The organism is Mesonia algae, assembly GCF_003253545.1.
Taxonomy (GTDB): domain Bacteria; phylum Bacteroidota; class Bacteroidia; order Flavobacteriales; family Flavobacteriaceae; genus Mesonia; species Mesonia algae.
Genome location: NZ_QKYV01000005.1, coordinates 106,853 through 132,991, shown reverse-complemented (window position 1 = coordinate 132,991; position 26,139 = coordinate 106,853). Strand labels below are relative to the sequence as shown.

At 32.7% G+C, this 26,139-nt stretch carries 22 protein-coding genes; 11 read left to right on the top strand and 11 right to left on the bottom strand.

The window, feature by feature from the left end; all coding sequences use genetic code 11:
• The first annotated feature begins 93 nt into the window (after positions 1 to 93).
• Genes LX95_RS09900 through LX95_RS09890 form a run of 3 tightly spaced genes read left to right on the top strand, consistent with a single transcriptional unit; the run spans position 94 to position 2,941 of the window.
• Complete coding sequence (locus LX95_RS09900) at positions 94 to 546, top strand: hypothetical protein (protein ID WP_111541290.1); 453 nt, start codon at positions 94 to 96, stop codon at positions 544 to 546.
• The gene (locus LX95_RS09895) at positions 543 to 2,321 is read left to right on the top strand and encodes an ATP-binding protein (protein WP_111541289.1); all 1,779 of its coding nucleotides are present in this window, start codon (positions 543 to 545) and stop codon (positions 2,319 to 2,321) included. Before LX95_RS09900 ends, LX95_RS09895 begins: the two co-directional genes overlap by 4 nt.
• Positions 2,318 to 2,941: a response regulator gene (locus tag LX95_RS09890; RefSeq protein WP_111541288.1), complete on the top strand. Its 624-nt coding sequence runs from the start codon at positions 2,318 to 2,320 to the stop codon at positions 2,939 to 2,941. Before LX95_RS09895 ends, LX95_RS09890 begins: the two co-directional genes overlap by 4 nt.
• Before the next feature lie 52 nt (positions 2,942 to 2,993).
• Here LX95_RS09890 and LX95_RS09885 read toward each other — a convergent pair whose 3' ends face one another.
• Positions 2,994 to 5,039, bottom strand: a complete 2,046-nt coding sequence (locus tag LX95_RS09885; RefSeq protein ID WP_111541287.1) for a dipeptidyl-peptidase 3 family protein — start codon at positions 5,037 to 5,039, stop codon at positions 2,994 to 2,996.
• Between the two features lie 87 nt (positions 5,040 to 5,126).
• Between LX95_RS09885 and LX95_RS09880 the strand changes: the two genes are divergently transcribed.
• Positions 5,127 to 6,227: an SRPBCC family protein gene (locus tag LX95_RS09880; RefSeq protein WP_211307655.1), complete on the top strand. Its 1,101-nt coding sequence runs from the start codon at positions 5,127 to 5,129 to the stop codon at positions 6,225 to 6,227.
• 9 nt (positions 6,228 to 6,236) lie between these two features.
• Positions 6,237 to 6,608, top strand: a complete 372-nt coding sequence (gene crcB / locus LX95_RS09875; protein ID WP_111541286.1) for a fluoride efflux transporter CrcB — start codon at positions 6,237 to 6,239, stop codon at positions 6,606 to 6,608.
• Here the strand turns inward: crcB and LX95_RS09870 are convergent.
• The 4 genes from LX95_RS09870 to LX95_RS09855 form a co-directional block, all read right to left on the bottom strand.
• A complete protein-coding gene (locus LX95_RS09870) occupies positions 6,605 to 7,213 on the bottom strand; it encodes a DUF1684 domain-containing protein (RefSeq protein ID WP_111541285.1) in 609 nt (202 codons plus the stop codon). The genes crcB and LX95_RS09870 overlap by 4 nt on opposite strands.
• 43 nt (positions 7,214 to 7,256) lie before the next feature.
• Complete coding sequence (locus LX95_RS09865; RefSeq protein ID WP_111541284.1) at positions 7,257 to 7,973, bottom strand: MCP four helix bundle domain-containing protein; 717 nt, start codon at positions 7,971 to 7,973, stop codon at positions 7,257 to 7,259.
• An 88-nt stretch (positions 7,974 to 8,061) separates the two neighbouring features.
• On the bottom strand, positions 8,062 to 11,493 hold the full coding sequence (locus LX95_RS09860; RefSeq protein WP_111541283.1) for a methylmalonyl-CoA mutase family protein: 3,432 nt from the start codon (positions 11,491 to 11,493) through the stop codon (positions 8,062 to 8,064).
• Between the two features lie 447 nt (positions 11,494 to 11,940).
• Positions 11,941 to 13,410, bottom strand: coding sequence for a catalase (locus tag LX95_RS09855; protein WP_111541282.1), 1,470 nt, complete (start codon positions 13,408 to 13,410; stop codon positions 11,941 to 11,943).
• A 155-nt stretch (positions 13,411 to 13,565) separates the two neighbouring features.
• Between LX95_RS09855 and LX95_RS09850 the strand changes: the two genes are divergently transcribed.
• From LX95_RS09850 to LX95_RS09835, 4 genes are all read left to right on the top strand, one after another.
• Complete coding sequence (locus tag LX95_RS09850) at positions 13,566 to 14,897, top strand: aryl-sulfate sulfotransferase (RefSeq protein ID WP_111541281.1); 1,332 nt, start codon at positions 13,566 to 13,568, stop codon at positions 14,895 to 14,897.
• Positions 14,875 to 15,612, top strand: coding sequence for a DUF4197 domain-containing protein (locus tag LX95_RS09845; RefSeq protein ID WP_111541280.1), 738 nt, complete (start codon positions 14,875 to 14,877; stop codon positions 15,610 to 15,612). Before LX95_RS09850 ends, LX95_RS09845 begins: the two co-directional genes overlap by 23 nt.
• A 238-nt stretch (positions 15,613 to 15,850) precedes the next feature.
• Positions 15,851 to 16,030, top strand: coding sequence for a Lacal_2735 family protein (locus tag LX95_RS09840; protein WP_111541446.1), 180 nt, complete (start codon positions 15,851 to 15,853; stop codon positions 16,028 to 16,030).
• A gap of 30 nt (positions 16,031 to 16,060) precedes the next feature.
• Positions 16,061 to 16,981, top strand: a complete 921-nt coding sequence (locus tag LX95_RS09835) for a mechanosensitive ion channel family protein (RefSeq protein WP_111541279.1) — start codon at positions 16,061 to 16,063, stop codon at positions 16,979 to 16,981.
• Here LX95_RS09835 and LX95_RS09830 read toward each other — a convergent pair.
• Genes LX95_RS09830 through prfA form a run of 3 tightly spaced genes read right to left on the bottom strand, consistent with a single transcriptional unit; the run spans position 16,978 to position 19,712 of the window.
• Positions 16,978 to 17,763, bottom strand: a complete 786-nt coding sequence (locus LX95_RS09830; RefSeq protein WP_111541278.1) for an ABC transporter substrate-binding protein — start codon at positions 17,761 to 17,763, stop codon at positions 16,978 to 16,980. The genes LX95_RS09835 and LX95_RS09830 overlap by 4 nt on opposite strands.
• A 14-nt stretch (positions 17,764 to 17,777) precedes the next feature.
• Positions 17,778 to 18,596, bottom strand: coding sequence for an orotidine-5'-phosphate decarboxylase (gene pyrF, locus LX95_RS09825; RefSeq protein WP_111541277.1), 819 nt, complete (start codon positions 18,594 to 18,596; stop codon positions 17,778 to 17,780).
• A gap of 39 nt (positions 18,597 to 18,635) precedes the next feature.
• A complete protein-coding gene (gene prfA, locus LX95_RS09820; protein ID WP_111541445.1) occupies positions 18,636 to 19,712 on the bottom strand; it encodes a peptide chain release factor 1 in 1,077 nt (358 codons plus the stop codon).
• A 374-nt stretch (positions 19,713 to 20,086) separates the two neighbouring features.
• On the opposite strand from prfA, the gene LX95_RS09815 reads away from it, so the two are divergent.
• Together LX95_RS09815 and LX95_RS09810 are read left to right on the top strand one after the other, a co-directional pair.
• The gene (locus LX95_RS09815; RefSeq protein WP_111541276.1) at positions 20,087 to 20,746 is read left to right on the top strand and encodes an ATP-binding cassette domain-containing protein; all 660 of its coding nucleotides are present in this window, start codon (positions 20,087 to 20,089) and stop codon (positions 20,744 to 20,746) included.
• Positions 20,747 to 20,757: 11 nt separating this feature from the next.
• Positions 20,758 to 21,561 (top strand): class I SAM-dependent methyltransferase, encoded by an 804-nt coding sequence (locus LX95_RS09810; RefSeq protein WP_111541275.1) that lies wholly within the window; start codon positions 20,758 to 20,760, stop codon positions 21,559 to 21,561.
• A 26-nt stretch (positions 21,562 to 21,587) separates the two neighbouring features.
• On the opposite strand, the gene LX95_RS09805 is transcribed toward LX95_RS09810, so the two are convergent.
• From LX95_RS09805 to LX95_RS09795, 3 genes are all read right to left on the bottom strand, one after another.
• On the bottom strand, positions 21,588 to 22,619 hold the full coding sequence (locus LX95_RS09805; RefSeq protein ID WP_111541274.1) for a DUF3078 domain-containing protein: 1,032 nt from the start codon (positions 22,617 to 22,619) through the stop codon (positions 21,588 to 21,590).
• 30 nt (positions 22,620 to 22,649) lie between these two features.
• Positions 22,650 to 23,831 carry an AIR synthase related protein gene (locus LX95_RS09800; RefSeq protein ID WP_111541273.1) on the bottom strand — a complete coding sequence of 394 codons (1,182 nt, stop codon included), beginning with the start codon at positions 23,829 to 23,831 and terminating at the stop codon, positions 22,650 to 22,652.
• A 79-nt stretch (positions 23,832 to 23,910) separates the two neighbouring features.
• Positions 23,911 to 26,097, bottom strand: a complete 2,187-nt coding sequence (locus tag LX95_RS09795; protein ID WP_111541444.1) for a glutamine synthetase III family protein — start codon at positions 26,095 to 26,097, stop codon at positions 23,911 to 23,913.
• Positions 26,098 to 26,139: the final 42 nt, after the last annotated feature.

The window sequence follows — 26,139 nt, the reverse complement described above, 5'->3', positions numbered from 1 at the left end:
ATCTAAAACTTCACCTAAATACCTTGTATTGGGTATATTTTTATTATCTGAAAATGATGAATTTTAGAGTTAGTAATTTTTAAATATTTAATTATGAATGTTGACTTTCCTATCACCTGCGTTACTAACCAAAAACTTCCATATCCTCCAGAATTTATTTGTTATGAAGATGATGATATAAAAGTTTATTCCCGAATCACTTTCTCAAATGAAACTTTAGTAGAACGAATAGATTTTAGCTGTGAAAATAAAAATGAAACGCGATTTGAAATAGCAGATATAAAGTTTTGCGGAAATAAAAAAAATTTAAACCATCCAAGTACTTATAATTTTAGAGTTTTATTAATTAACGATGGACACCAAAATAGCAACTACATACTTGAGGGTAATGAGCTAGGTCATTTAAATCTAGAACTAAACGCTAAAGCATATTTTTCTTTTAATGTAATTGATTCTAGCCAAGTGAATGAGTTTAAAGACAATTGTAATTTTAATTCAGACAAACCTAGATCTAAAGATGGATATATCATTATTACTATAAGATGATTTTAAATTACCGCTTATTTTTCTTCATTTTATGTATTGGTTTTTGTTTATCAGTAAACGCTCAGCATCAAAACTTTGAAGAAATAGTTGCTTTTATTGATGATGAAGAGCCATATAAAGCTATTCAAAAATTAGAAGATATTAATATTGATCATTTATCTTCTTATGATAAAGCCACTTATTATTATTATTTAGCTGAAGCTGAATCGAACGTTGGAAAATTTGATGAAGCTTTTTCGCATACCTTAATATCAAAAAAACTATTCACACAGGAAGATGCTCCTAGCGATGTACTCGACTGCAATCTTCTTCTTATTTCTATCTTAGATGTACAAGATGGTTACGATTTTAAAGCTAAAAACCTAGAAGAAGAATTAAGAACGTATGTTAATCAGCAAAAAGACCCAAAAGCCGCTTTTACCCTTAATACTAGAATTGGTTCTCGCTATTTAGATAACGATTTACCCCAAAAAGCAATACTATTTTTTTTAAAAAATGACAGTATAGGTAAAACTCATAAGAATAAAAGATTTTCTATTTCGGCTTATGCTAATGTCTCCACCGTATATTCTTTATTAAAAAAAGATTTTGATTCTGCTTTATTCTATAATAAAAAGGCAATAAAAATCTATAATGAAAATCCTAATGACACTAAATTATTGTCTTATTTATACAATAATCAAGCTCGTATACATCAGTCAAAACAAAATTATAAGGATGCTTTAGCTTACTATCAAAAAGCAGATTCTATTGAAATTAAAGGTAATATAGGAGCTACAAAACGTATCTACTATGCTAATTTATCTTCTTTATATGAGAGTATGGGCGATTATAAAAATGCTTATAATTACCTAAAAAAAGAAAAGATAATTAATGACAGTATAGAGCAAAGTGAACAAAACATAGCTTTATCTGACATTCAAACTAAATACGAAACAGAGAAAAAAGAAAAAGAAAATATTCTTCTCAAAACAGATTTAAAAAAGAAAAAACAAACGCAGTTTATTTTGTGGCTGGGCATTATCTCTTCCATCATAATAGGAACTACTATTAGCTTACTAATTGCCAAAAACGCTAAGAAAAAAAGACTCCTAAATAAGCAAGAACAAAAAATTAAAATCCAAGAAATAGAACAGGGATTAAAAGAGCAAGAATTAAATAGTATTGACGCTTTAATTGCTGGACAAGAAAAAGAAAGGCAACGATTAGCAGAGAATTTACACGATAATCTGGGAGCTACATTAGCTGCTTTAAAATTAAATATTCAACATATTAAAACTGGAGAAAGTAACTCTAAAAGTATAAAAAATAGTATTGAACTTATTAATGACGCCTACGATAAAGTAAGGACCATTGCTCACGAAAAAAGCACTGGGGTAATTGCCAAAAACGGGTTACTACCTGCCATAAAAGATATGGCGAAAAGAATTTCAACCAATAACTTTACCGTGATCGTAGAAGATTACGGACTTGAAAATAGGTTAGAAAACACCTTAGAAATAAGAATTTTTAGAATTACTCAAGAGCTTGTAACCAACATTATTAAACATGCTAATGCCACTGAAGCTACTGTATCTTTAACCAATCACAATTCTACTTTAAATATTATTGTGGAAGATAATGGAAAAGGATTTGATGAAAAGTTCACCTATTCCCAAAATAAAGGAATGGGATTATCTTCTATTGAAAAAAGAGTAGAAAATATTGGAGGAACTTTGGAAGTAGACTCTTTCCCCAACAAAGGCACTAGTATAATTATAAACCTACCATTATGACTAGAATAGTTATTGCTGAAGATCACCAATCATTAATTGATGGCGTTTGTTTACTCTTTGAACATGAGGAGAATTATTCTATTGTTGGAATGGCAAACGATGGTGAAAAACTTATTGAAATCGTTGAAAAAATACAACCTGAAATTGTCTTGACGGATATAAGAATGCCAAAAATCGATGGTATTACCGCTACAAAAATTATTAAGAAAAAATTCCCTAACATTAAGGTAATTACTTTTACAATGTTCGATCAACAGGAAGCTATCCAACAAATGATAAATGCCGGAGCTTCTGGTTATATTTTAAAAAATTCTGGATTAAGCGATGTAAAAAATGCGATTAGCAAAGTAATGTCTGGAGAAACCTATTATGATGCTGCTTTAAATTTATCTTTCTTAGAAGAAGATACACGAGCTCCAAAAAAATCTATTCTTTCTAAAAGCGAAAATGAGATTTTACGGTTAATAGGACAAGGAAAAACTTCTAATGAAATAGCCGATATTCGTTTTTGCTCTGTTTCTACCGTAGAAACACATCGAAAAAATATGATTAGAAAATTGGGCATCCAAGGTAAAGGAGAACTTCTACGTTATGCGATTGAGAAAAAATATGATTTTTAACAAAAAAAGCCCTTTCTAAATTAGAAAGGGCTTTTAAAATCAACTATTAAGCTTAGTTCATTTCTGGTAAGAAACCATATTCTTTAGAGTACATCAACATTTGCTCCTCAAAGCTTTCCGGTTGAGTCACTTTTATAGTTGTAATTTCTCCAGCTTCGTTCATTTCTGGAACTAATACAGGATTTACAAATCCGCTATAAGGTGCTGCCTTAAATTGAGCGCTTCTCTTTAAAACTTCTTTATGAATTTCTTGATCCACTTTTACTCCGTAATTCTCCACTAAGTTTTTCGCTGCATCAAAATCACCTTCAGATTTTATACGCTGAGTTTCTTTTAACAAGTCTCCAAATAACTCTCTTAGTTTATCATAATCATTGATCTTAAGATAGGTTTTACCATCTTTTTTCACTTTTTCGATTACATTGGCGTCTTTTCCTTTTTCAAAAACCCAAGCACTCACCCATTGACGGTTTCTCATATGAGCTTCTTCTACATCATCTCCTAAATTAAGACGGGTAAGCTGTGTCATTAATCCGTTACGGATGTAATCATTATAAGCAGCTTTCCCTAAATTTTCGATACTATCGGTTAAACCGAGTTCTTCAATTTTAGGATCCATTAAATAATATAGCCCTACTAAATCTGCTCTTCCTTCTTCTAAAGTTGAAGCATAATTCTTTAAGGTTTCTTTTGTCTCACCTACTCCCGGATTCAATTTACCTGATGCATGACCTACTACTTCATGTAAAGCGGTGTGTAATTTATCTGCTAATTCTCCATACTCTTTAGATAATTCTTTTTCTTCTTCCGTTAAGGCAAATTCATCTAATTTTTCAGAACCACCGGCGTGACTGTAAGCATTAATGATATTTCCTAAAGATACAGATTTACTCCCGTGCTCTGTTCTAATCCAGTTTGCGTTTGGTAAATTAACCCCAATTGGTGTACTTGGTGAAGCATCTCCTGCCTCTCCTGCTACAATAACAGTTTTATAAGTTACTCCAACTACAGAATCTTTTTTATGCTCCTCCATAATAGGTGCATTATCTTCAAACCATTGTACATTATCTTCTAAAACTTTCATTTTTTTAGACATGTCAAAATCTTTGATTTGTACAATCGTTTCATAAGAACCTCTGTATCCTTTTGGATCGTTATAAACTTCTATGAAACTGTTGATGTAATCAATATTTCCTTCGGTTGCTTCTACCCAAGCCACGTTATAATCGTCCCAAGTTTGTAGGTCTCCAGTTTGGTAATATTTAATAAGTAAGCCTAATGCATTAGCTTGTTTATCATTTTCTGCAACCGTTTTCGCAAGATCTAACCAATAAATAATTTTATCGATAGCTTCACCGTACATACCTCCACTTTTCCAAACTTTCTCAACCAATTTCCCATCTTCTTTTACGAGCTTAGAGTTAAGACCATATGAAAGTGGTTTTTGAGGATTAGGAGATTTCATTTTTTTATAAAAAGCATCTACTTCTGCAGCAGTAACATCTGGACCATAAAAATTTGTCGCCGATCCTTTTAAAAGGCCTTTATCTTCGTTAAGGTTTACTTTCTTACTGTCTTTATCATTAAAGATTACTTCTAGAGATTCTCCAGTAAGTTGAGTATTAGTCTCTTTTAAAAGTGTTCCTAGATATGCTTTATCAAACCCTGGTTTCATCTTATCCATAGAGTAATGATGATGAATTCCTCCAGAGAACCACACGCGTTTTAAATATTCCTCAAAAGCCAACCAGTCTTCAGTAGTTTTATCTCCTTCGTAATTTTGGAAGATATTTTCTAACGCTTTTCTAATGGTTAAGTTATAGCGATAGTTTTGATCCCAAATAATATCTCTACCAGAAAGTCCCGCTTGAGTAAGGTAATAGACTAACTTTTGTTCTTTTAAAGATAGTTTTTCCCAGCCAGGAATTTGATATCTTAATACTTTGATATCTGCAAATTCACCTGCAGTATAATCAAAATTTGTAGTTTCACTTACTGCTTCTTTTTGAACAGGTTCTTCGTTTTCTTTTTTCTTATCATCGCAAGAAACAAAGCTTAATGCTGCTGCTAATGCAATGGGGATAATTTTAGATTTCATCTAGCTAATTATTAAGTTTTTAAATTATGTTATTCCTAACAATTTGTAAAATAACTATATTAGCTAAATATAACCAACAAACCATCTATGAAAATTTTTAAATATATCTTTTTACTTTTTCTCATTGCTATTATTGGAGGTTCAATTTACATAGCGACCTTAGACGGAGATTATCAAATTGAAGAGAGTAAAATCATAGATGCCCCACCTTCTTTGTTATTCAAAGAAGTAAATAATTACAAAAATTGGGAAGTTTGGGGTCCTTGGAGAAAAGAAGATCCTAATATGGTGGTTACCTATAATCAAAAGACTACTGGTGTTGACGCTGGTTATTCTTGGCAAGGAGATACTGCCGAAGATGGAAATATAATAACTACAGACGTAATTCCTAATAAAGAAATTCATCAAGAAGTTACTATTAAAAATCCGTTAAGTGAGTCTAAGAGTAATATTTATTGGAATTTCGAACCAATTGAAAACGGAAGAACGAAATTAGTTTGGGGTGTAAAAGCAAACAAAAGTTTTTGGGATAAAGCCTACAGTCTAACGCAAAAAGAAACACCTACTGAAATATGGAAGCCTTATTTAAATAAAGGATTAACCAGTATAGATACCATTGTTACCAACAAAATGAAAGCCTACGACATAAATGTTGATGGAATTACTCAACATAGCGGTGGTTTCTATATGTACACGACTACAGCATCAAAAAATAACAGTAAAATGCTTTCTGCGAAAATGGGGGAAATGCTTCCATCTGTTCTTCAATTTATGGAGAGTAATAACATTACGGTTAGCGGCGCTCCTATGACCGTTTATAAAGAAGTAGACGAACAAAATAATACGGTAATTATATCATCAGGAATTCCTACTAACAGTAAAGTAGTAACACCTTTAGATAGTAATATATTATGTGGGTTTATGAATTCTCAGCAAGTATTAAAAACCACATTAAAAGGTAATTATAATAATTTAGCTCAAACTTGGATGGTTGCCGAAGATTATATTAAAAACCATAACATAGAAAAAACACCTAATGCAGAACCGTTTGAGATTTATATTACAGATCCAGCAAAATACCCTAATCCAGCCGATTGGGTAACAGAATTGTATATTCCCGTACAACAGCAAAATGAGGCTTCATTTACAGATAAAATTACAAGACAAAACTCTAATCTAGAACAGTAGACTAATATTATGAAGCAATTACTAATTGTCTTTTTAGGAGGGGGAACAGGCAGTGTCGCTCGGTTTTTACTTTCAAAATGGCTAAATAGCCCTTCTACAGGTTTACCTTATGGTACTTTTTTAGCGAATGTTTTAGGGAGTTTCCTTATCGGAATTATTTTAGGATATTTCTATAAAACCAATACCATTTCCCAAAATACAATGCTATTATTAGCTACAGGTTTCTGTGGAGGTTTTACTACATTTTCAACCTTTGCTTATGAAAGCCATATTTTGTTGAAAAATAATGATTTTTTAAGTTTTGGTCTTTATGCTACTGCAAGTATCATCGTAGGTTTTGCAGCCGTATTTTTAGGGATGTGGCTTACTAAAACTATTTAGTAGATTTTATTAAATTTTTTAACTCCAGCATTTATTTCAAGATCAATAAAATTTATTTCTGGTGGTATGGGACAAGAATACTTTTCATTATAAGCACAGTAAGGATTATAGGCTTGATTAAAATCTATTATCATCCTATTTCCCTTAGGAATTTGAGTATCTAAATACCTGCCTCCTCCATACGTAGAAACTCCATTGGTAAGATCATAAAAAGGTATAAACAAATAATCTTTAAACTCATTTTGCATCTTTAAGCGTTGATTTTGATAAACCTCTAACACCACCTTTTCACCTTCCAAAACGAAACTTACTTCTCCATATTTTACAAAAATACTTTGCATGTCTGTTGTTGTGGGCATTAAAAAGGGTTTCTCATAAGGTGTTCTTTTAAAATTAGCCGAAATAATGTAACTACTATCAATTGCAAAGGTTTCTAATCCTTTAAAATCTTTTCTATCTTTTTCTTTTAAGGGAGAAGAATTCTTATTTTTAAATTCTTTATTTAATTTTTCGTGAAAAGCTTGACTATCTAAAGTCGTCTGTGCGGAAACATAATGAAAGCTAAATATTAAAACTAGGCTGGTGAAGTATAAATTAAAACGCATGTAAAAAATTTTCAGTAAAATTAAAATTTTAGAAAGAGTCTATTCACAAATTTTTCTTATTTTTTATTACTTTCATCGTATTAATATGAGGATCTTTTTTTCGCTGATTAGTTTCTGAGGTTTTCACTAAAAGTAATATACCAGCTGTAACTAATAACGTTAAACCAAACCTAAAATAAAAGAGCAGCGTACTGCTTCCAAAATTAAATTTAGAATCATCTAAAAGTTCTTTCCCTACAGAAGATTGAATAGCTACAAGTTCGGCTAAATTGACATTAATTTTATTTAGAAAAACTAAAGCTTCTCCTATATCTTTTTTTTCTGAAATAGAAAGCTCACAATTTTTCATACCTTGAGTTACAAGAACCTCTTTTTTTTGATAATCTTCATAATTCTCTTTAAACTTTACAAAGGCTAACTTTTCTTCTTTTACAAAATAAGTCTCTTCGTAAGCTTTTAGTAAGGAATCTATTTTTTTATTGTTTTTTAAAAGTAATGGCGAAAAATTAAAAGATAAACTATCATTTACATTTTTGAGCTCTTCTAAAACAAAGCTTTTTTGTGTAAAATAAGTATTGATTTGATAGATCTCTGAAGCAGGAATAAGTCGGTCTTTGTACAACGATCCAAAACTTTCATTAATTTCTTTAAGCTGTTTATTTTCAAACAGACTGGTAAGAAATATAAGAAGAAGCACCACCGACAAGCCTAAAATAATACGCCATCTATTTTTGGGTGTGATTTTATAGAGGTTTTTCATTTCAGAATTTTTATAACTCCTCTAAAATAGAAAAAACCCTGCTTAAACAGGGTTTTTCTTAATAATATCTTTATATAAAATAAAGAAATTACATATTTCTTCGATACTGTCCACCAACTTCAAATAAGGATTCGGTGATTTGCCCAAGTGAACAAACTTTGGTTGCCTCCATTAGTTCTTCGAATATATTCTTATTGTGGATAGCAGCATTCTGTACTTTATCTAAAGCTTCTTGCGCACTATCTTCATAGGTTTTATGTAATTTCTTCAAGGTAGTGATTTGAAACTGCTTTTCTTCTTCTGTAGCTCTAATCACCTCTCCTGGTGTTACGGTAGGAGAACCTTTACTGCTCAAGAAAGTATTCACGCCAATGATAGGGAAATCACCATTGTGTTTTAAAGTTTCATAATATAAACTTTCTTCTTGTATTTTCGAACGCTGGTACATGGTTTCCATTGCTCCAAGAACTCCTCCTCGTTCTGTAATTCTATCAAATTCTGCTAAGACCGCTTCTTCAACTAAATCGGTTAATTCTTCAATGATAAATGAACCTTGGATAGGATTTTCGTTTTTCGCTAAACCTAATTCTTTATTGATGATTAACTGAATAGCCATTGCACGTCTTACAGATTCTTCTGTAGGTGTGGTAATTGCCTCATCGTAAGCATTGGTATGCAACGAATTACAGTTATCATAAATTGCGTACAGAGCTTGAAGCGTAGTACGAATATCGTTAAAATCTATTTCTTGTGCGTGAAGTGATCTTCCCGAAGTTTGGATGTGGTATTTCAACATTTGAGCACGAGCGTTAGCTCCATACTTATGTTTTAAAGCTTTAGACCATATTTTTCTAGATACACGTCCAATCACAGCATATTCTGGATCAATTCCGTTAGAGAAAAAGAAAGAAAGGTTAGGTCCAAATTTATTAATATCCATTCCTCTACTCAAGTAATATTCCACGTAAGTGAAACCATTTGCTAAGGTTAACGCCAATTGAGTAATTGGATTAGCTCCAGCTTCTGCAATGTGGTAGCCAGAGATTGATACCGAATAGAAATTACGAACCTTATTCTCAATAAAATATTCTTGAACATCTCCCATAAGACGCAAAGCGAATTCTGTAGAGAAAATACAGGTATTTTGAGCTTGATCTTCTTTTAAAATATCTGCTTGTACAGTTCCACGAACCACAGCTAACGTATCATACTTAATCTTTTGATATACATCATCTGGAAGTACTAGATCACCAGTAACTCCTAATAACATAAGTCCTAACCCATTATTACCTTCTGGCAATTCTCCGCGGTATGTTGGACGCTCTAAACCACTTTTTTTATAAATGGCTTTAATTTTATCTTCTACTTCTTGTTCTAAATCGTTCTCTTTAATATACTTCTCACATTGTTGATCGATAGCAGCATTCATAAAGAAACCAAGCAACATTGGTGCTGGCCCATTAATAGTCATACTTACAGATGTCAAAGCGTGAGCTAAATCGAACCCAGAGTATAGTTTTTTAGCATCATCTAAACAACAAATAGATACTCCTGCATTACCAATCTTACCATAAATATCTGGTCGGTGATCTGGATCATTTCCGTAAAGAGTAACAGAATCAAAAGCAGTAGATAAACGTTTTGCAGGCAAGCCTAAACTTACATAGTGAAAACGACGGTTGGTACGTTCTGGCCCGCCTTCTCCTGCAAACATCCTTGTAGGGTCTTCTCCTTGGCGTTTAAAAGGATATAAACCTGCAGTATAAGGGAATTCTCCCGGTACATTTTCTTGTAAAATCCACTTTAAGAGATCTCCCCAAGCTTTATATTTAGGTAAGGCTACTTTAGGTATTTGTAGGTGCGAAAGTGACTCGGTATGAGTTTCTATTTTTATTTCTTTATCACGAACTTTAAAGCTGTAAATAGGATCACGATATTTTTTAACGGTATCTTCCCACTTAAGAATTTCTTCCCAATTGTAAGGATCAAAATCCATTTTTACACGATCAAATTCCTTTTTTAATAAGTTAACTAGCTCTTTATTCTCTTCGGAAGTATTTTCGTTTAAAGCTTCTTCATCTAATCCATTTTTTGTTAACTGAATTTTAGTACCAGTAACAGATTCTATGGTTTTATAAATTCCGTAAAGCTTTTGTGCTACTTCTACTTGAGATTCTACTTTATCATCATAACCGCGATTATTTTCAGCGATTTCTGAAAGGTAGCGTACTCTTGCTGGTGGAATTACATATATTTTTTCAGACATTTCATCTGAAATATGGTAATCACTTTTTAATGGAGTTTCCGTTTTTTCTGAAAGCGTATCCATTATTTTTTTATACAAGGTATTCATCCCAGGATCATTGAACTGAGAAGCAATTGTCCCGTATACTGGAAGCGTTTTTGGGTCTTCGTGCCACAACCCGTGATTACGCTGGTATTGCTTTTTAACGTCACGTAACGCATCTAAAGCACCACGTTTGTCAAATTTATTGATAGCAACGATATCAGCAAAATCTAACATATCGATTTTCTCTAACTGTGTTGCAGCTCCAAACTCTGGTGTCATCACATATAGAGAAACATCTGAATGATCTAAAATTTCGGTATCGCTTTGCCCAATACCTGAAGTTTCTAAAATTATTAAATCGTATTCTGCTGCTTTTAGAACCTCAACTGCTTCTTGCACATATTTTGAAAGCGCTAAATTAGATTGACGTGTGGCTAAAGAGCGCATATAAACTCGTGGTGAGTTAATTGCATTCATACGAATACGGTCTCCCAATAAAGCTCCTCCTGTTTTTCTTTTAGAAGGATCTACAGATACAATACCAATGGTTTTATCTTCAAAATCTACTAAGAAGCGACGTACTAATTCATCTACTAAAGAAGATTTTCCTGCTCCACCAGTTCCGGTAATACCTAAAACTGGAGTTTTTATATTTTTATTTTTCTCGTGAATTTGATCTAAAGCAGATTTTGCAATCTCTGGAAAGTTTTCTGCTGAAGAAATAACTCTTGCTATAGATTTATCATTCTTTGAAGCTAAATTATCTACTTCTTCATTTAGCTTATCTCCAATTGCATAATCTGATTGTTTCACCAAATCATTAATCATTCCTTGCAAACCAAGTTCTCTACCATCATCTGGAGCATAAATTCTCGTGATTCCGTACTCTTGCAATTCTTTTATTTCTTCTGGAAGAATTACACCTCCACCACCACCAAAAATTTTGATGTGCTCTGCTCCTTTTTCTTTTAAAAGATCATACATATATTTAAAATACTCGGTATGACCACCTTGATAAGAAGTCATTGCAATTGCATTGGCATCTTCTTGTATAGCTGTATTTACAACTTCTTCTACACTTCTATCGTGCCCTAAGTGTATCACTTCTACCCCTGTTGATTGAATGATACGACGCATAATATTAATAGCGGCATCGTGCCCATCAAATAATGAGGCTGCAGTTACAATTCTTACTTTATGTTTTGGTTTATATGGTGCTTGTTCTTCCATGGATTTATTCTGAATTTTTGGAGCGTAAATTTACTAAAAAACGCTGACTTAAGAGAAGCGATTAAGAATTAATGATTTGTAACAAATCGCACAAACCCACCTTTAATCGAAAAGTTAGAATATACCCAATACTGGGTATATGCAAATCTCTAATAATCTGTATCTTTACCATATCAATATTATCTTATAGGGGGTAGATAATTTGAATTTTAAACAACTTACGTTTGTTTTGGCAATGATTTTTTCTTAATTGATTAAATTGTTGCCTTTTTTTATTCCCACATTTAAAAATATACCTTTTATTGGGTATTGTACTAAGCGAAAAAGGCTCATATATTTGATTTATATATTTATAGGGGTATTCATATATATTACAATTTGTTTTATTGTCTTAACAACAAAAAGCTCTGCGATTGCAGAGCTTTTTTTATTTTGTTGTGGTAGCTTTTACATATTTACACCTAAGCCTTCAGCTATTCGTCTTCCCAATTCTTCATCTGCTTTATACCAATGTGCTAGTTGTCTTTTAGTGATTTCCTCTTTTTTAGGACCTTCAATCCCACTCATAGCTCCTACCGTATTATTTATTAAGTTGGTTTTAGCTTGGTCACTCATGATTCGGTATAAATTCCCTGGCTGCGTATAGTGGTCATTTTCATTTGCTGCAGCAGAATTTCGATCATACCAATCCGCGGAAGCGTCATTCACCTCTGGAGATTTTAATTTATAATCTTCATCTACCTTTATGTCGTCAAAACTATTTGGAAAATAATTTTCAGCTCGTCCTTGATTACCATCTACTCGCATAAATCCATCTCTTTCGTAATTATTAACTGCGTATGGACAACGGTTAACAGGTATCTGCTCATAATTTACACCCAGGCGGTAACGGTGAGCATCGGGATAAGAGAGTAATCTACCCTGTAACATTTTATCTGGAGAATACCCCACACCATCAACAATATGCGCTGGTGCAAAAGCAGATTGTTCTATTTGCGCAAAATAATTATCTGCATTTTTATTAAGCTCCATAACTCCAACATCAATCAAAGGAAAGTCTCCATGTGGCCAAACCTTAGATAAATCGAAAGGATTCCATTTATAATTTCTAGCCTCTTCTTCGGTCATTACCTGTATTTTTAAATTCCATTTAGGGTAATTTCCGTTTTCGATATGTTCTATTAAGTCTTGCTGAGCAAAATCTGGGTTCTCCCCTTTCATTTTTGTGGCTTCAGCATCGTTAAAATTCTTAATTCCTTGATCGGTTTTAAAGTGAAATTTCACGTAATGACGTTCATTATTTGCATTAATTAATGAATAGGTATGTGAACCATATCCATTCATATGTCTATATCCAAATGGTGTACCTCGATCACTCATTAAAATAAGTACTTGATGTAAAGACTCTGGGTTTAAAGACCAAAAATCCCACATCATAGTTGGTGATTTCATATTAGTAAATGGATGTCTTTTTTGCGTGTGAATAAAATCACTAAACTTTTTAGGGTCTTTCACAAAGAATACAGGAGTGTTGTTTCCTACTAGATCCCAGTTTCCATCTTCTGTATAAAACTTTAAAGCAAAACCCCTAGGATCCCTTTCAGTATCCGCAGAACCTTTTTCACCTCCAACGGTTGAAAAACGTGCTAACATATCAGTTTTTTTACCAACGGTAGAAAACATTTTGGCTTTGGTATACTTTGTAATATCATGAGTAACAGTAAAAGTACCAAAAGCTCCCGATCCTTTCGCGTGTACAACCCTCTCTGGTATTCTTTCTCTATTAAAATGCGCCATTTTTTCGTGAAGCACATAATCTTCTAATAGTATTGGTCCTCTTCTTCCTACTGTTAAAGAATCTTCATTTTCAACGTAAGGACGTCCCGAAGCTGTTGTTAATTTCTTTTTCTCACTCATGATATAACTTTTTGATTTCTATAAAAGTACAAGACTTGAAGGAAATTATTATTTAATCGTGATAGGTTTTTTTTATATTTCTATAATTACGCTTCAAATTTCTGTTTAAAACAAATAAACTTTACTTTAGTATTTTAATTTAAGTTTTACAAATTATGAAGAAATTTATACTATTATTATTGCTTATTAATTATTCTTGCTCGAATGATGATGAAATTAAAAACTCTTCAATAGATGATACTCCTGTTAATTTGAGTGAGAGTATATCAATTTATGATGAAGATAATTTTCTTTCAGGCTTTACATTATACACTCCCACTGTTTCAAATAAAAGTTTTCTGATTAATATGGAAGGACACCCTGTTAAAGAATGGGTTTCAGAGCATAAAGGACTAGTTTCTTATTTAGATAAGAATGGTAATTTATATAGAGTTTTTGATACAAAAAATTCAAATTTTAATTCAGGTGGTAGTATGGGAGGTATAGAAATGTTTGATTTTGAAGGTAATCTTGTATGGCAATGGATTTATAGCGATGATCATAAAATTTTACACCACGATATTGCTCTCTTGCCTAATGGAAACATATTAGCAAGTGTTTGGGAAAAGAAGACTAAAAATGAAGCTATTGAAGCGGGTCGAGACCCATCATTACTTACTGAGAACGAAATGTGGCCTGACAAGGTTATCGAGATTAAGATTCTAGGCAATAATGAAGCTGAAATTGTATGGGAGTGGACGGTATGGGATCATTTAATCCAAGATTATGATGATGAAAAATCTTTTTTTGGAAATATTGAAAATCATCCAGAACTAGTAAATATTAATCATACCTTAGGAGAGGCTAACTTTAATCATATTAATAGTATTGATTATGTTGAAGAATTTGATCAAATAATTCTTAGCTCAAGAAAATTCAACGAATTTTGGGTAATTGATCATAGTACGACAACAATAGAAGCTAAAGGACATACAGGTGGTAATTTCAATAAGGGTGGAGATTTATTATTTAGGTATGGAAATCCTTATGCATATAAAAGTGGTGATGAGAATAATCAAACACTATTCGCTCAGCACGATGTTACTTGGCTAGGCAACAAACAAAATCACGGCGGAAATTTTCTTGTTTTCAATAATGCATTTTCACCTACGATGTCTTCCGTAGATGAAATTAAAATTCCTCAAAACTCAGATGGAAGCTATCCTACAGCTAATGCTTCTTTAGGGAGTATAGTTTGGAGCTACCAAAATGCAGACATTTATTCTCCAAGAGTCTCTGGAGCTAGAAGACTAGAGAACGGAAATACTCTTATTACTCAAGGAACAAGTGGTCTTATATATGAAATAGATATTAATAAAACATTAGTTTGGAAATATAAAATACCATTAGCAGGAAATCAAACCTTTAAGGCTTTTAGGTATCCTTCTAACTATAACGCTTTTAATAATAAAAACTTAGAAAAAGATGATAGCATTACAATTGAATAATTTTTGGAAGAAGACTTCGTTATTCTTTTTAATTTTAGCCACATTTAGCTGCGCCGAATTACAAACCATTGCCGACAACCTACCTCAGCAAGGATATGGACTGACTGAGCAAGATATTGCAAACGGATTGAAACAAGCACTTAACAAAGGAATTGATGACCAAGTACAAAAATTAACACAAGAAAATGGTTTTTATGGTAACGCCGCTGTAAAAATTCTACTTCCTGAGGAACTTCAAAAAGTGGAAAAAGGATTAAGAGATTTTGGTCTTGGTAGTCTTGCCGATGAAGGAATTAAAGCACTTAATAGAGCTGCTGAAGATGCTGTAAAAGAAGCTACACCTATTTTTGTCTCTGCAGTAAAGGAGATGACGTTTACAGACGCAAAAAATATTTTATTAGGAGATGATAAAGCTGCAACAAGCTACTTAGAAGATAAGACAACTAATAGTTTGTACAACAAATTTAATCCCGTAATCAAAAACTCCTTTGCTAAAGTTGAAGCTGATCAAATTTGGAGCAATTTAATTAACAAGTACAACGCTCTTCCTCTTACGCAAAATGTAAATCCAGATCTTACAGACTATGTCACCACACAAGCTTTAAGCGGAGTGTTTACTATGATTGCTGAAGAAGAAAAAGAAATTAGAAATAATTATTCTTCGAGAACCACAGATCTTTTAAGAAAGGTGTTTGCTCTACAAGATAACAAATAACCTTAGCATCATATTAAGGTAACACCTAAATTTTAAAAGAATGTCATCTTTGTCATGAGATTTAGGGTGTCTCATATTATTTGGGTTAAGTTAGGCCGCTAGGAAACTTGCGGCTTTTTTTTGTTAATTAATTAAGCAAAACTTCACTATACGCCTCAACTTTTAAAACACTATTAACTATCTTTAATACTTTCTAAGCATTGTCTACTCTTATCTTTGTAAAAACACAATGATGAAGATGCTAGATTGGATAAAAAAGAAAACCAAAAAGGAGCGTTTAAAAGAAAAATATTGTGAGCTTATGAAACGTGCTTATCAAATTGCTCCCAAAAATAAACGTAAAAGTGATAAACTCAATGAGAAAGCAAGAGTTGTTTTAATTGAGATTAGAAAACTAGAGCTTAATCGTTTACATTAATTACAGTTACCTCTTTTACATTATTTATTTATGAATATATCTATTTCAGGGAAGATCCAAGAATCACTGAGTAATTATTATGATTATATCATTGAGGTCATTCCTAGAATAGCACTCGGTATTTTTATCGTGGTTGTGGGCGTGTTAATTGCTCAATTAATCACTAATTTCTATCGGAATAAATTTTTAAAAAAAGCCAATGATGCATTAATGGCCAGGTTTTTAGCACAAGCTGTAAAAACCATCCTTATCATCATTACTATCATGCTGGCTTTAGAAGCTGCAGGGCTTAGCAACATTGCAACTGGTATCCTAACCGCTGCAGGTGGAGCTGCTATTATATTGGGGTTTGCTTTTCAGGATATTGGAAAAAACTTTCTTGCCGGAATTATACTAGCTTTCAATAGACCCTTCAATGTGAATGATACAATACAAATAAGTGACATTTTTGGAAAAGTTAAAGCATTAAACTTTCGCTATACTCACATAAAAACTTCAGACGGTAGAGATATTTATATTCCGAATAGTGATGTGCTTACCAAACCTGTAGAAAATTATACTGCAGATGGTTTCTATAGAAATGAATTTATTGTCGGGATAGGATATGAAGATAATATTGAATCGGCTAAACGGCTTATTTTAGAAGTCATTCAATCGCACCCCGATGTAATTCAGAATGACATTAATCACGAAAATTTTGTAGTCGAAACCGAACTCGCTGCCAGTACAGTTAATCTCAAAGTATTTTTCTGGGTAAATACGGTAGATTATCGGGTGTCTTCAAGAATTTTAAGAGGGATAATTATTAAAAACGTAAAAGAAGCTCTTAGTGATACAGGCTTTAATTTACCTGCAGATATTACCGAACTTAAACTTTACGGAAATGAAGAAGATATTCCTTTAAAAGTAAGAAAAGATCCTAGAGATTTATTACCTCCTAACAATGCCTAGTTTTCTATATCGTGCCATTTTTGAAAGTAAGAAAAGGCTTTTTCTAAACGTGAGCCATACCAACTAAAGAATTCTCCATCTACAAACTTAATTTTTTCCTTAGGTAAAAATTTTTCAAAATCCTTACTATGTTTTTCGTTAAACGGAAAAGGTTCTGAAGACAATAAAACATAATCTAAATCTGGTAAATTCTTCAAGTCTACTTCTGGGTAACGAGGAACTTCTTCAAAAACATTTTTAAATTTATTTTCTTTCAGTAAATAGTTTATAAAAGTCTCTCCTCCTGCTACCATATAAGGGTTTTTCCAAATAAAATATGCTACTTTTTTTACTGATTTATTAGAAATACTCTGCTGAAACTTTTGATGTTCTTCTTGAATAGATTTTACTAAACTATGAGCATTTTTTGAAACTTGAAACATATTTCCATACTGCAGAATTAACTCATAACTTTCGGCCAAATTTTGAATATCTGAAACGTGGACTGGAGCTACTTTCTCTAATTCTTTTACCATTTCTTTTGTGTTCTCTTCTTTATTACACAAAATAATATCTGGCTGAGCGGCTTTAATTTTTTCTAGATGAACCGATTTTGTTCCACCCACAATTTCTATTTCATTTCTTAATCGGCTTGGATGTACACAAAATTTGGTAATTCCAACGATATTGTCTTCCAATCCTAAGTCTACTAACAATTCCGTTTGACTAGGGACTAGAGAAATAATTCGCTGCGGAATTTTTTTTAATGTAATACTTCTACCTAATTGATCTTTAAAATTCACTAAAATGTTATTACTTATATTTTGTCGAGTATCTCTTTCATTTCCGTTTGAAGTTCTTGAGCTTTTAAAGCTGCCGCCTCTGCAAAATTAGCTTCCGCGGAAGCGTAAATAATTCCCCTTGAAGAATTGATCAACAAACCAACGTCCTCATTTAAACCATATTTACAAACCTCTTTTAAACTTCCGCCTTGTGCGCCAACTCCAGGAACTAAGAGAAAGTTTTTAGGTGCTATATTTCTAATCTCTTTAAAATATTCAGCTTTAGTAGCTCCAACCACATACATGAGATTATGGTGGTTTTTCCAAGTTTGAGAAGTTTGTATTACTTTTTTATACACTTCTTCTCCCTCTACTTTTTGGGTCTGAAAATCAAAGGCTCCCCGATTTGAAGTTAAAGCTAATAAAATAGTCTGCTTATTTTCAAATTCTAAGAAAGGAACCACAGAATCTTCTCCCATATAAGGCGCCACCGTGATAGAGTCGAAATTTAAATGACTAAAAAAAGTTTTAGCATAGCGTGTTGAGGTGTTACCTATATCACCACGTTTTGCATCGGCAATCGTGTAGATTTCAGGATAGTTTTCGTTAAGGTACTTTATCGTTTTCTCTAAGGATTCCCACCCTTCTAACCCATAAGCTTCATAAAAAGCAGTATTGGGCTTATAGGCAACTGCCAAATGATGAGTCGCATCTATAATGGCTTTATTAAATGCAAAAATAGGATCTTCTTCTTGTAATAAATGTGCTGGCACCTTTTCTAGATCAACATCTAAGCCTATACATAAAAATGATTTCTTTGTGTGAATTTGCTTTACAAGTTCTTGGGTAGTCATAGGGTTGTAATAAAAAGCCCGCAAAAGCGGGCGGTGTTATTAAAAAGCATCCGAAGATTCTTTTAGTTTTTCTGTATTGGCCACTAATTGTAGCTCATCAATTATTTTTTGAATATCCCCATTTATGATATTTTGCAAATCATAAAGGGTTAAGTTAATTCTATGATCGGTTACTCGACCTTGCGAGTAATTGTAAGTTCTAATTTTAGCACTACGATCTCCACTCGTTACCATAGAGCCACGTTTTGCAGCATCTTCTTCTTGCTTTTTGGCTAACTCTAGATCATACAAACGAGAACGTAATACTTTAAATGCTTTCTCCTTGTTTTTATGTTGAGATTTTTGATCTTGACATTGTGCAACCAATCCTGTTGGCTCGTGTGTTAAACGAACTGCAGAATAGGTAGTATTCACCGATTGTCCTCCTGGACCTGAAGAACAGAAATAATCTATTCTTACATCTTTAGCTTCTATTTGAACATCAAATTCTTCTGCTTCAGGAAAAACCATTACCGTCGCAGCACTCGTGTGTACACGACCTTGCGTTTCGGTTTGTGGTACACGTTGTACTCGGTGTACTCCTGCTTCATATTTGAGAGTTCCGTAAACATCTTCTCCAGAAACCTCAAACTGTATTTCTTTAAAACCACCATTGGTACCTTCGCTAAAATCTACAGTACTAACACTCCACCCTTTGCTTTCGCAATATTTGGTAAGCATTTTAAAAATGTCTCCTGCAAAAATACTCGCTTCATCGCCACCTGTTCCTGCACGTACTTCTACCACTGCATTTTTAGCATCTTCTGGATCTTTAGGAACAAGCATCATCCTAATTTTTTCTTCTAACGCCGGCAATCCATCTTTAGCTTCTTCTAATTGCATTTTGGCCATGTCTACCATTTCGGCATCGCTACCATCGGCAATAATCTCTTCTGCTTCAGCTATATTTTCGGTAAGCTCTACGTAGATTTCTCTTTCGGCCATTAAAGCTTTAAGATCTTTGTATTCTTTTGTAAGCTCAACATATCTTTTTTGGTCTTTGATGATATCTGGTTGAATGATTAAATCATTTACCTCATCAAACCTTTGTTTTACTATATTTAATTTCTCTATCATATTGTTCATCGTAATGCTACAAATTTACGATAATTTTAGTGATTTTTATAGGAAACTTTAATTCACTCAGTTTTTTGTACTTTAGACCTTATGACAAGAAAAATACTATTACTTCTTTCTTTTTATAGGCAATTTTTATGGTTTTCACTTCTCATCAATTTAGCTCTTACCTTGTCTGGGGTAGAGTTTAAGCTTGCTTTGCCATCAAAAGTATTTCTACTCATTTTATTTATCTTTAGAAAGCATTTAAGTAGAAACACTTCCTATTTTCATTTTTACCATCAAATTGGTTTAAGTAAACGGGTGTTAATAGTCTTTTCCTTAGTTTTGGATAGTTGCATTCTTTACGGATTTTATTCCGCGAAAGCGTTATTATGATATTAAAAGTAGATAATATAGAGCTTAGTTATGATGGGAGAATTATCCTTGACGGAATTTATTTGCAAGCTGAAACAGGTAAGCTTACGGGAATACTTGGCAGAAACGGAAGTGGTAAAACGAGTTTGCTTTCTATTATTTACGGTACGGTTTCTCCCAAATATAAATTGATACGTCTGGACGAAAAACCTGTTACAAAAAAATTGTATAAAACGGGTTTAGTGGCGTATTTACCCCAATTTTCATACTTGCCTAAACATCTTAACTTAAAACAAGCATTTTATCTTTATGATGTTTCTTGGGAGGGTTTTATCAAAGAGTTTCCTTCATTTAAGCCTTTATTGAAAAATAAGAAAGATGAAATTTCTGGAGGAGAATTAAGGCTAATTGAAACTTATTTAATCCTATACATTAAAGTGAAAATCATATTGCTAGACGAACCTTTCTCTGGTTTATCTCCACTTTATATTGAAAAACTAAAAACAATAATTCTTAAAATTAAAAAAGAAAAAATACTTATTTTAACAGATCATTTTTACAATGACGTTTTAGACATTGCAGATACGATATACTTATGTAAAGACAGGAATTTAAAATTGATAGATAATAAAGAAAAATTAGTTGAACATGGTTATTTACCCTTGAATGTCAAATAAAACATCATAAAATGAATAAGGAAAAAAATTATATAGAAATTAATCGACAGTCTTGGAATAACAGAACAGATACACATTTAAAGTCTGAATTTTATGACTTAGATAATTTTTTAAAGGGAAAAACTTCATTAAATCCTATTGAATTAGAATTACTTGGAGATATAAAAGAAAAAACAGTTTTACACTTACAATGTCATTTTGGGCAAGATACGATTTCTTTAAGCAGACTTGGAGCCGAGGTTACTGGTGTAGACCTATCTGATAAAGCTATAGAAAACGCCAAACAAATCGCTAAAAAAGAAAGTTCAAACACTACTTTTATTTGCTGCGATATTTATGATTTACCTAATTATTTAGATCAAAAATTTGATATTGTTTTTACTAGTTATGGAACTATTGGTTGGTTACCCGATTTAGATAAATGGGCAGAGATTGTTTCTAAATACCTAAAGCCTAACGGTCAGTTTGTATTTGTAGAGTTTCATCCCGTTGTGTGGATGTTTGACGATAACTTTGAAAAAATTGCTTATAGCTACTTTAATTCTGGTGCAATTATAGAATCTGAAAATGGGACTTATGCAGATAAAGACGCTAAGATATCGCAAGAATATGTTATGTGGAATCACGGTTTAGGAGAAGTATTCAATAGCTTAATTAAAAATGGTCTAGAAATAAGCACCTTTAAAGAATATGATTATTCACCTTATAACTGCTTCAACAAAACCATAGAATTTGAACCTAACAAGTATAGAATAGATCATTTAGATAATAAGATCCCGATGGTATATGCTTTAGTGGCTAAAAAGAAATCATAATACTTTCTATAAAATAGTCAAGATAATTATAACTCTACAATAACTCCAATACCTAGTTGTTGTTTCCACTGTATTCTTGGGCCTACATCTACTAATTCACCATCAACATTTTCTTCTTGCACTTTAATATCGTCATCATATTTTAAATGTGAGCCTATTTTTGCAAGTACATAATTATTGACCTTAAAATTAAAGTTGAGTTCCCAGTTTACATCTATATTCCCAAAATGGTTTAGATAGTCTGTATATAAAGTCAATTTATTCGTGAATCCTATATTTTCAAATAACTTGGTATGGTATTCATTCGTCAATAAAATACCCACTTCTGTTCGTGTATGTTCTCCCTCTTTTATTACATTTCCTTCTTCGTCTAAAACTGCTGGGGTAACTCCAAACGCTCCTGAATTTGCCAAATCTTGATCGGTTACTATCGTAGATTTTACAGTTAAAGGAGAAGCATAAATATTTAAAGATTCTAAATTTGCTCCATACTCTGAACCTATACCTAATAGAAAATAGGCAGGTGACATTAAAGTAGAAATTTTATTAGAAACATCAGGATAATTATATCCGTTAGAAAATTGCGTTTGAAAATTTAATTTTGCTGAATAAAACCAATTTGAAATAGTATCCTTACGATAACCTATTGTGGAGTTAATCTCTAAATTATCATCTGTTTTCTGAACTATTTGTTCTTTTTGTTTATTGATTCCGTACCTTCCTAAAAGTTCATTATTCCATCTTAAATTTCCGCGTTCGTAGATTCTTTTTATTTCTACATTCATTAACCCAGAGATAGAGTTACTCCCTCCTGCGTTCCAATTTACAAAGGCTACTTCACTTAAATCTAAGCCTATTCTATTTAATTTTTTCCAAAAAGTTTTCTTTGGATGTTTTTTCCAGATTTTTTTTGGATTTCTAGGTAAACCGCTATAACTAATAACTCCTTTAGGTTTTAATTTTATAGCGTATATAGAATCTCTTACAATGCTATCTTGTTGCGCAAAAGTATTTAAACTAAAAAACAAAAAGCTAATTAATACAATGTACTTACTCATAGTTAAAGGGTAAAACGGGGTTACAGTATATTAGTACTCAAAACTCCCTAAGCTACTATTTATTGTAAGTTTCTTACCATTTTCTTGAGCTTCTACTCTTCCTACTATTTTTGCATCTACTCCAAAAGATTTAGAGATATTGATAATTTGTTGTGCAAATTCTTCTGGAAGATAAATTTCCATGCGATGTCCCATATTAAATACTTGGTACATCTCTTTCCAATCGGTTTTACTTTCTTCTTGAATAAGTTTAAAAAGCGGTGGCACATCAAACATATTATCTTTTATAATGTGCAAATTCTCTACAAAATGTAAAATTTTTGTTTGTGCTCCTCCACTACAATGTACCATACCGTGAATTTCTTTCGGCGTAAGCTGAGATAAAATTTCTTTTATAATTGGCGCATAAGTTCTAGTTGGTGAAAGCACCAATTTTCCTGCATCTAAAGGTGAATCTTCCACTTTATCTACAAGTTGTTTGCTTCCAGAATAGATAAGTTCTGTTGGAATAGAATTATCAAAACTTTCTGGATATTTTTCCGCTAAGGTTTTATTGAATACATCATGACGTGCAGAAGTTAATCCGTTACTTCCCATTCCTCCGTTGTATTCTTTTTCGTATGTTGCTTGTCCTGATGAAGACAAACCTACTATAACATCACCTGGCTGTATATTTGCGTTATCAACTACATTCGATTTCTTTATTCTAGCAGTAACGGTAGAATCTACAATAATAGTTCTTACCAAATCTCCTACGTCTGCAGTTTCTCCACCCGTTGAATGAATTTCTACACCAAAACCTTTTAACTCCTTAATTAGCTCTTCGGTTCCGTTAATAATTGCAGAAATTACTTCTCCTGGAATTAAATTTTTATTTCTTCCAATGGTAGAAGAAAGTAAAATATTATCGGTAGCTCCCACACAAAGCAAATCATCAATATTCATAATGAGTGCATCTTGCGCAATCCCTTTCCAAACCGAAAGATTTCCAGTCTCTTTCCAATACATATAAGCTAACGAAGATTTAGTTCCAGCTCCATCTGCGTGCATGATTAAGCAGTACTCTTCATCATTAGTAAGGTGATCTGGAATTATTTTGCAGAATGCTTTAGGGAAAAGCCCTTTATCTACATTTTTTATCGCTTTATGCACATCTTCTTTTTCAGCTGAAACTCCTCGTTGTGCGTACCTTTTACTAACTTCTTGACTCATAATTTGTGTATTGTGCTGCAAAAATAAGGAAATAAAAAAATCCCGTTATAAAAATAACGGGATTTTACTTCACTATTTTTTAATTGGTAAATAACAATTCTCTATATTTTGTTAATGGCCAATATTCATCATCTACTAAAAGCTCTAGTTTATCACAGTGGTAACGAATCACTTCAAAGAATGGTTTTACTTCATTACAGTAAGCAAAAGCTTTCTCTTCAGAATCTTCTATTTTATTTGCTTTTTTACGAGCATCAATCATATCTGTAATTCCTGAATTAATTTTTTCTATATGATTAGAAATGGTTTCGATAATACCTAACTGCTCTTTTCCATACTTTTTAAAATTTTCCCCATATATTTCTTTTAGGCCTTTTACATTTTCTATCAGTACATTTTGGTATTTTATTGCGGTAGGGATCACGTGATTTCTGGCAATATCTCCTAAAACACGTCCTTCAATTTGAATATGCATTGCATACTCCTCTACTTCTATTTCGTGACGGGCTTCTACCTCTACTTTATTCATTACGCCTAAACCTGCGTAAAGATCTATGGTAGATTGAGCCTTTTTAATTTTTAAAGCTTCTGGAGTATTTTTATTATTACTTAATCCTCTTTTTACAGCTTCCTTTTCCCAAGCTTCACCATAACCATCACCTTCAAAACGAATACGCTTAGAATCTTTAATGTACTCTCTCAACACGTTAAAGATAGCGTCATCCTTTTTCATTTTTTTATTCTTGATCAACTCATCTACTTCTACCTTAAACTCTTTTAATTGCTTAGCAACAATAGAGTTTAAGACAGTCATAGGGTTTGCACAGTTGGCTGTCGATCCTACAGCTCTTAACTCAAATTTATTTCCTGTAAAGGCAAAAGGAGAAGTTCTGTTTCTATCAGTGTTATCTAATAGAATTTCTGGTATTTTACCTACTACGTTTAGCTTTAATTCTGTTTTTTCTTGCGGAGAAAGTTTCCCATCGGTTACTTTTTCTAATTCATCTAATACTTCAGTTAACTGAGATCCAATAAATACAGATATTATCGCTGGTGGTGCTTCATTTGCTCCTAAACGGTGATCGTTAGAAGCTGTCGCAATTGTAGCTCTTAATAATTCTTCATTATCATTAACCGCCTTAATAGTATTTACGAAGAAAGTTAAGAACTGAAGGTTTTTCATTGGAGTACTACCCGGACTCAACAAATTAACTCCTGTATCTGTGCTTAATGACCAGTTGTTATGTTTACCACTACCATTAACTCCCGCGAATGGCTTTTCATGGAAAAGCACTTTAAAATAATGTCTTTCAGCTACTTTTTCCATCACATCCATTAATAAAAGGTTGTGATCTACGGCTAAATTTGCTTCTTCAAATATAGGTGCTAATTCAAATTGATTAGGAGCAACCTCATTGTGACGAGTTTTTACAGGAACTCCTAAAAGCATACATTCGTTTTCCATGTCTCTCATAAAATTGAGTACACGAGAAGGAATCGCTCCAAAGTAGTGATCATCTAATTGTTGTCCTTTTGCAGGAGAATGCCCTAACAAAGTTCTGCCCGATAATAATATATCTGGTCTAGAGCTCGCTAAAGCGGAATCAATTAGAAAGTATTCTTGCTCCCATCCTAAAGTGGCATTAATTTTAGTAACTTTTTTATCAAAATATTTAGCTACTTCTGTAGCTGACTGATCTAAAGCTTGAAGAGATCTTAAAAGCGGAGTTTTATAATCTAACGCTTCTCCTGTATAGGCTACAAATACGGTAGGAATACAAAGCGTAGTTCCTAAAATAAATGCTGGTGATGTTGGATCCCAAGCGGTATATCCTCTTGCTTCAAAAGTGTTTCTTATTCCTCCATTAGGAAAGCTAGAAGCATCTGGCTCTTGTTGTACTAAAGCTCCTCCTCCAAATTTCTCTATGGCAGAACCATCTTCAACCGTTTCAAAAAAAGCATCGTGCTTTTCTGCAGATGATCCTGTTAGTGGTTGAAACCAGTGTGTATAATGTGTTGCTCCTTTAGAAATAGACCATTCTTTCATTCCCGTAGAAATGTGATCGGCTAAATTTCTATCGATTTTTGAACCATTCTTAATTGCGTCCATTACGCTCTTATAAGAATCTCTTGTTAGAAACTGACGCATCGCCTTTTCCCCAAAAACATTTTGTGCAAATATCTCTGATCGACGTGCTGGTTCTTCAACTGGGACTGGTTTACGGTTTAAACTTTCTTTTAATGCTTGAAATCTTAAAATTGCCATTTTTTTTGGTTTGTGTTGCACGACAAAATTAATCATTTTTAA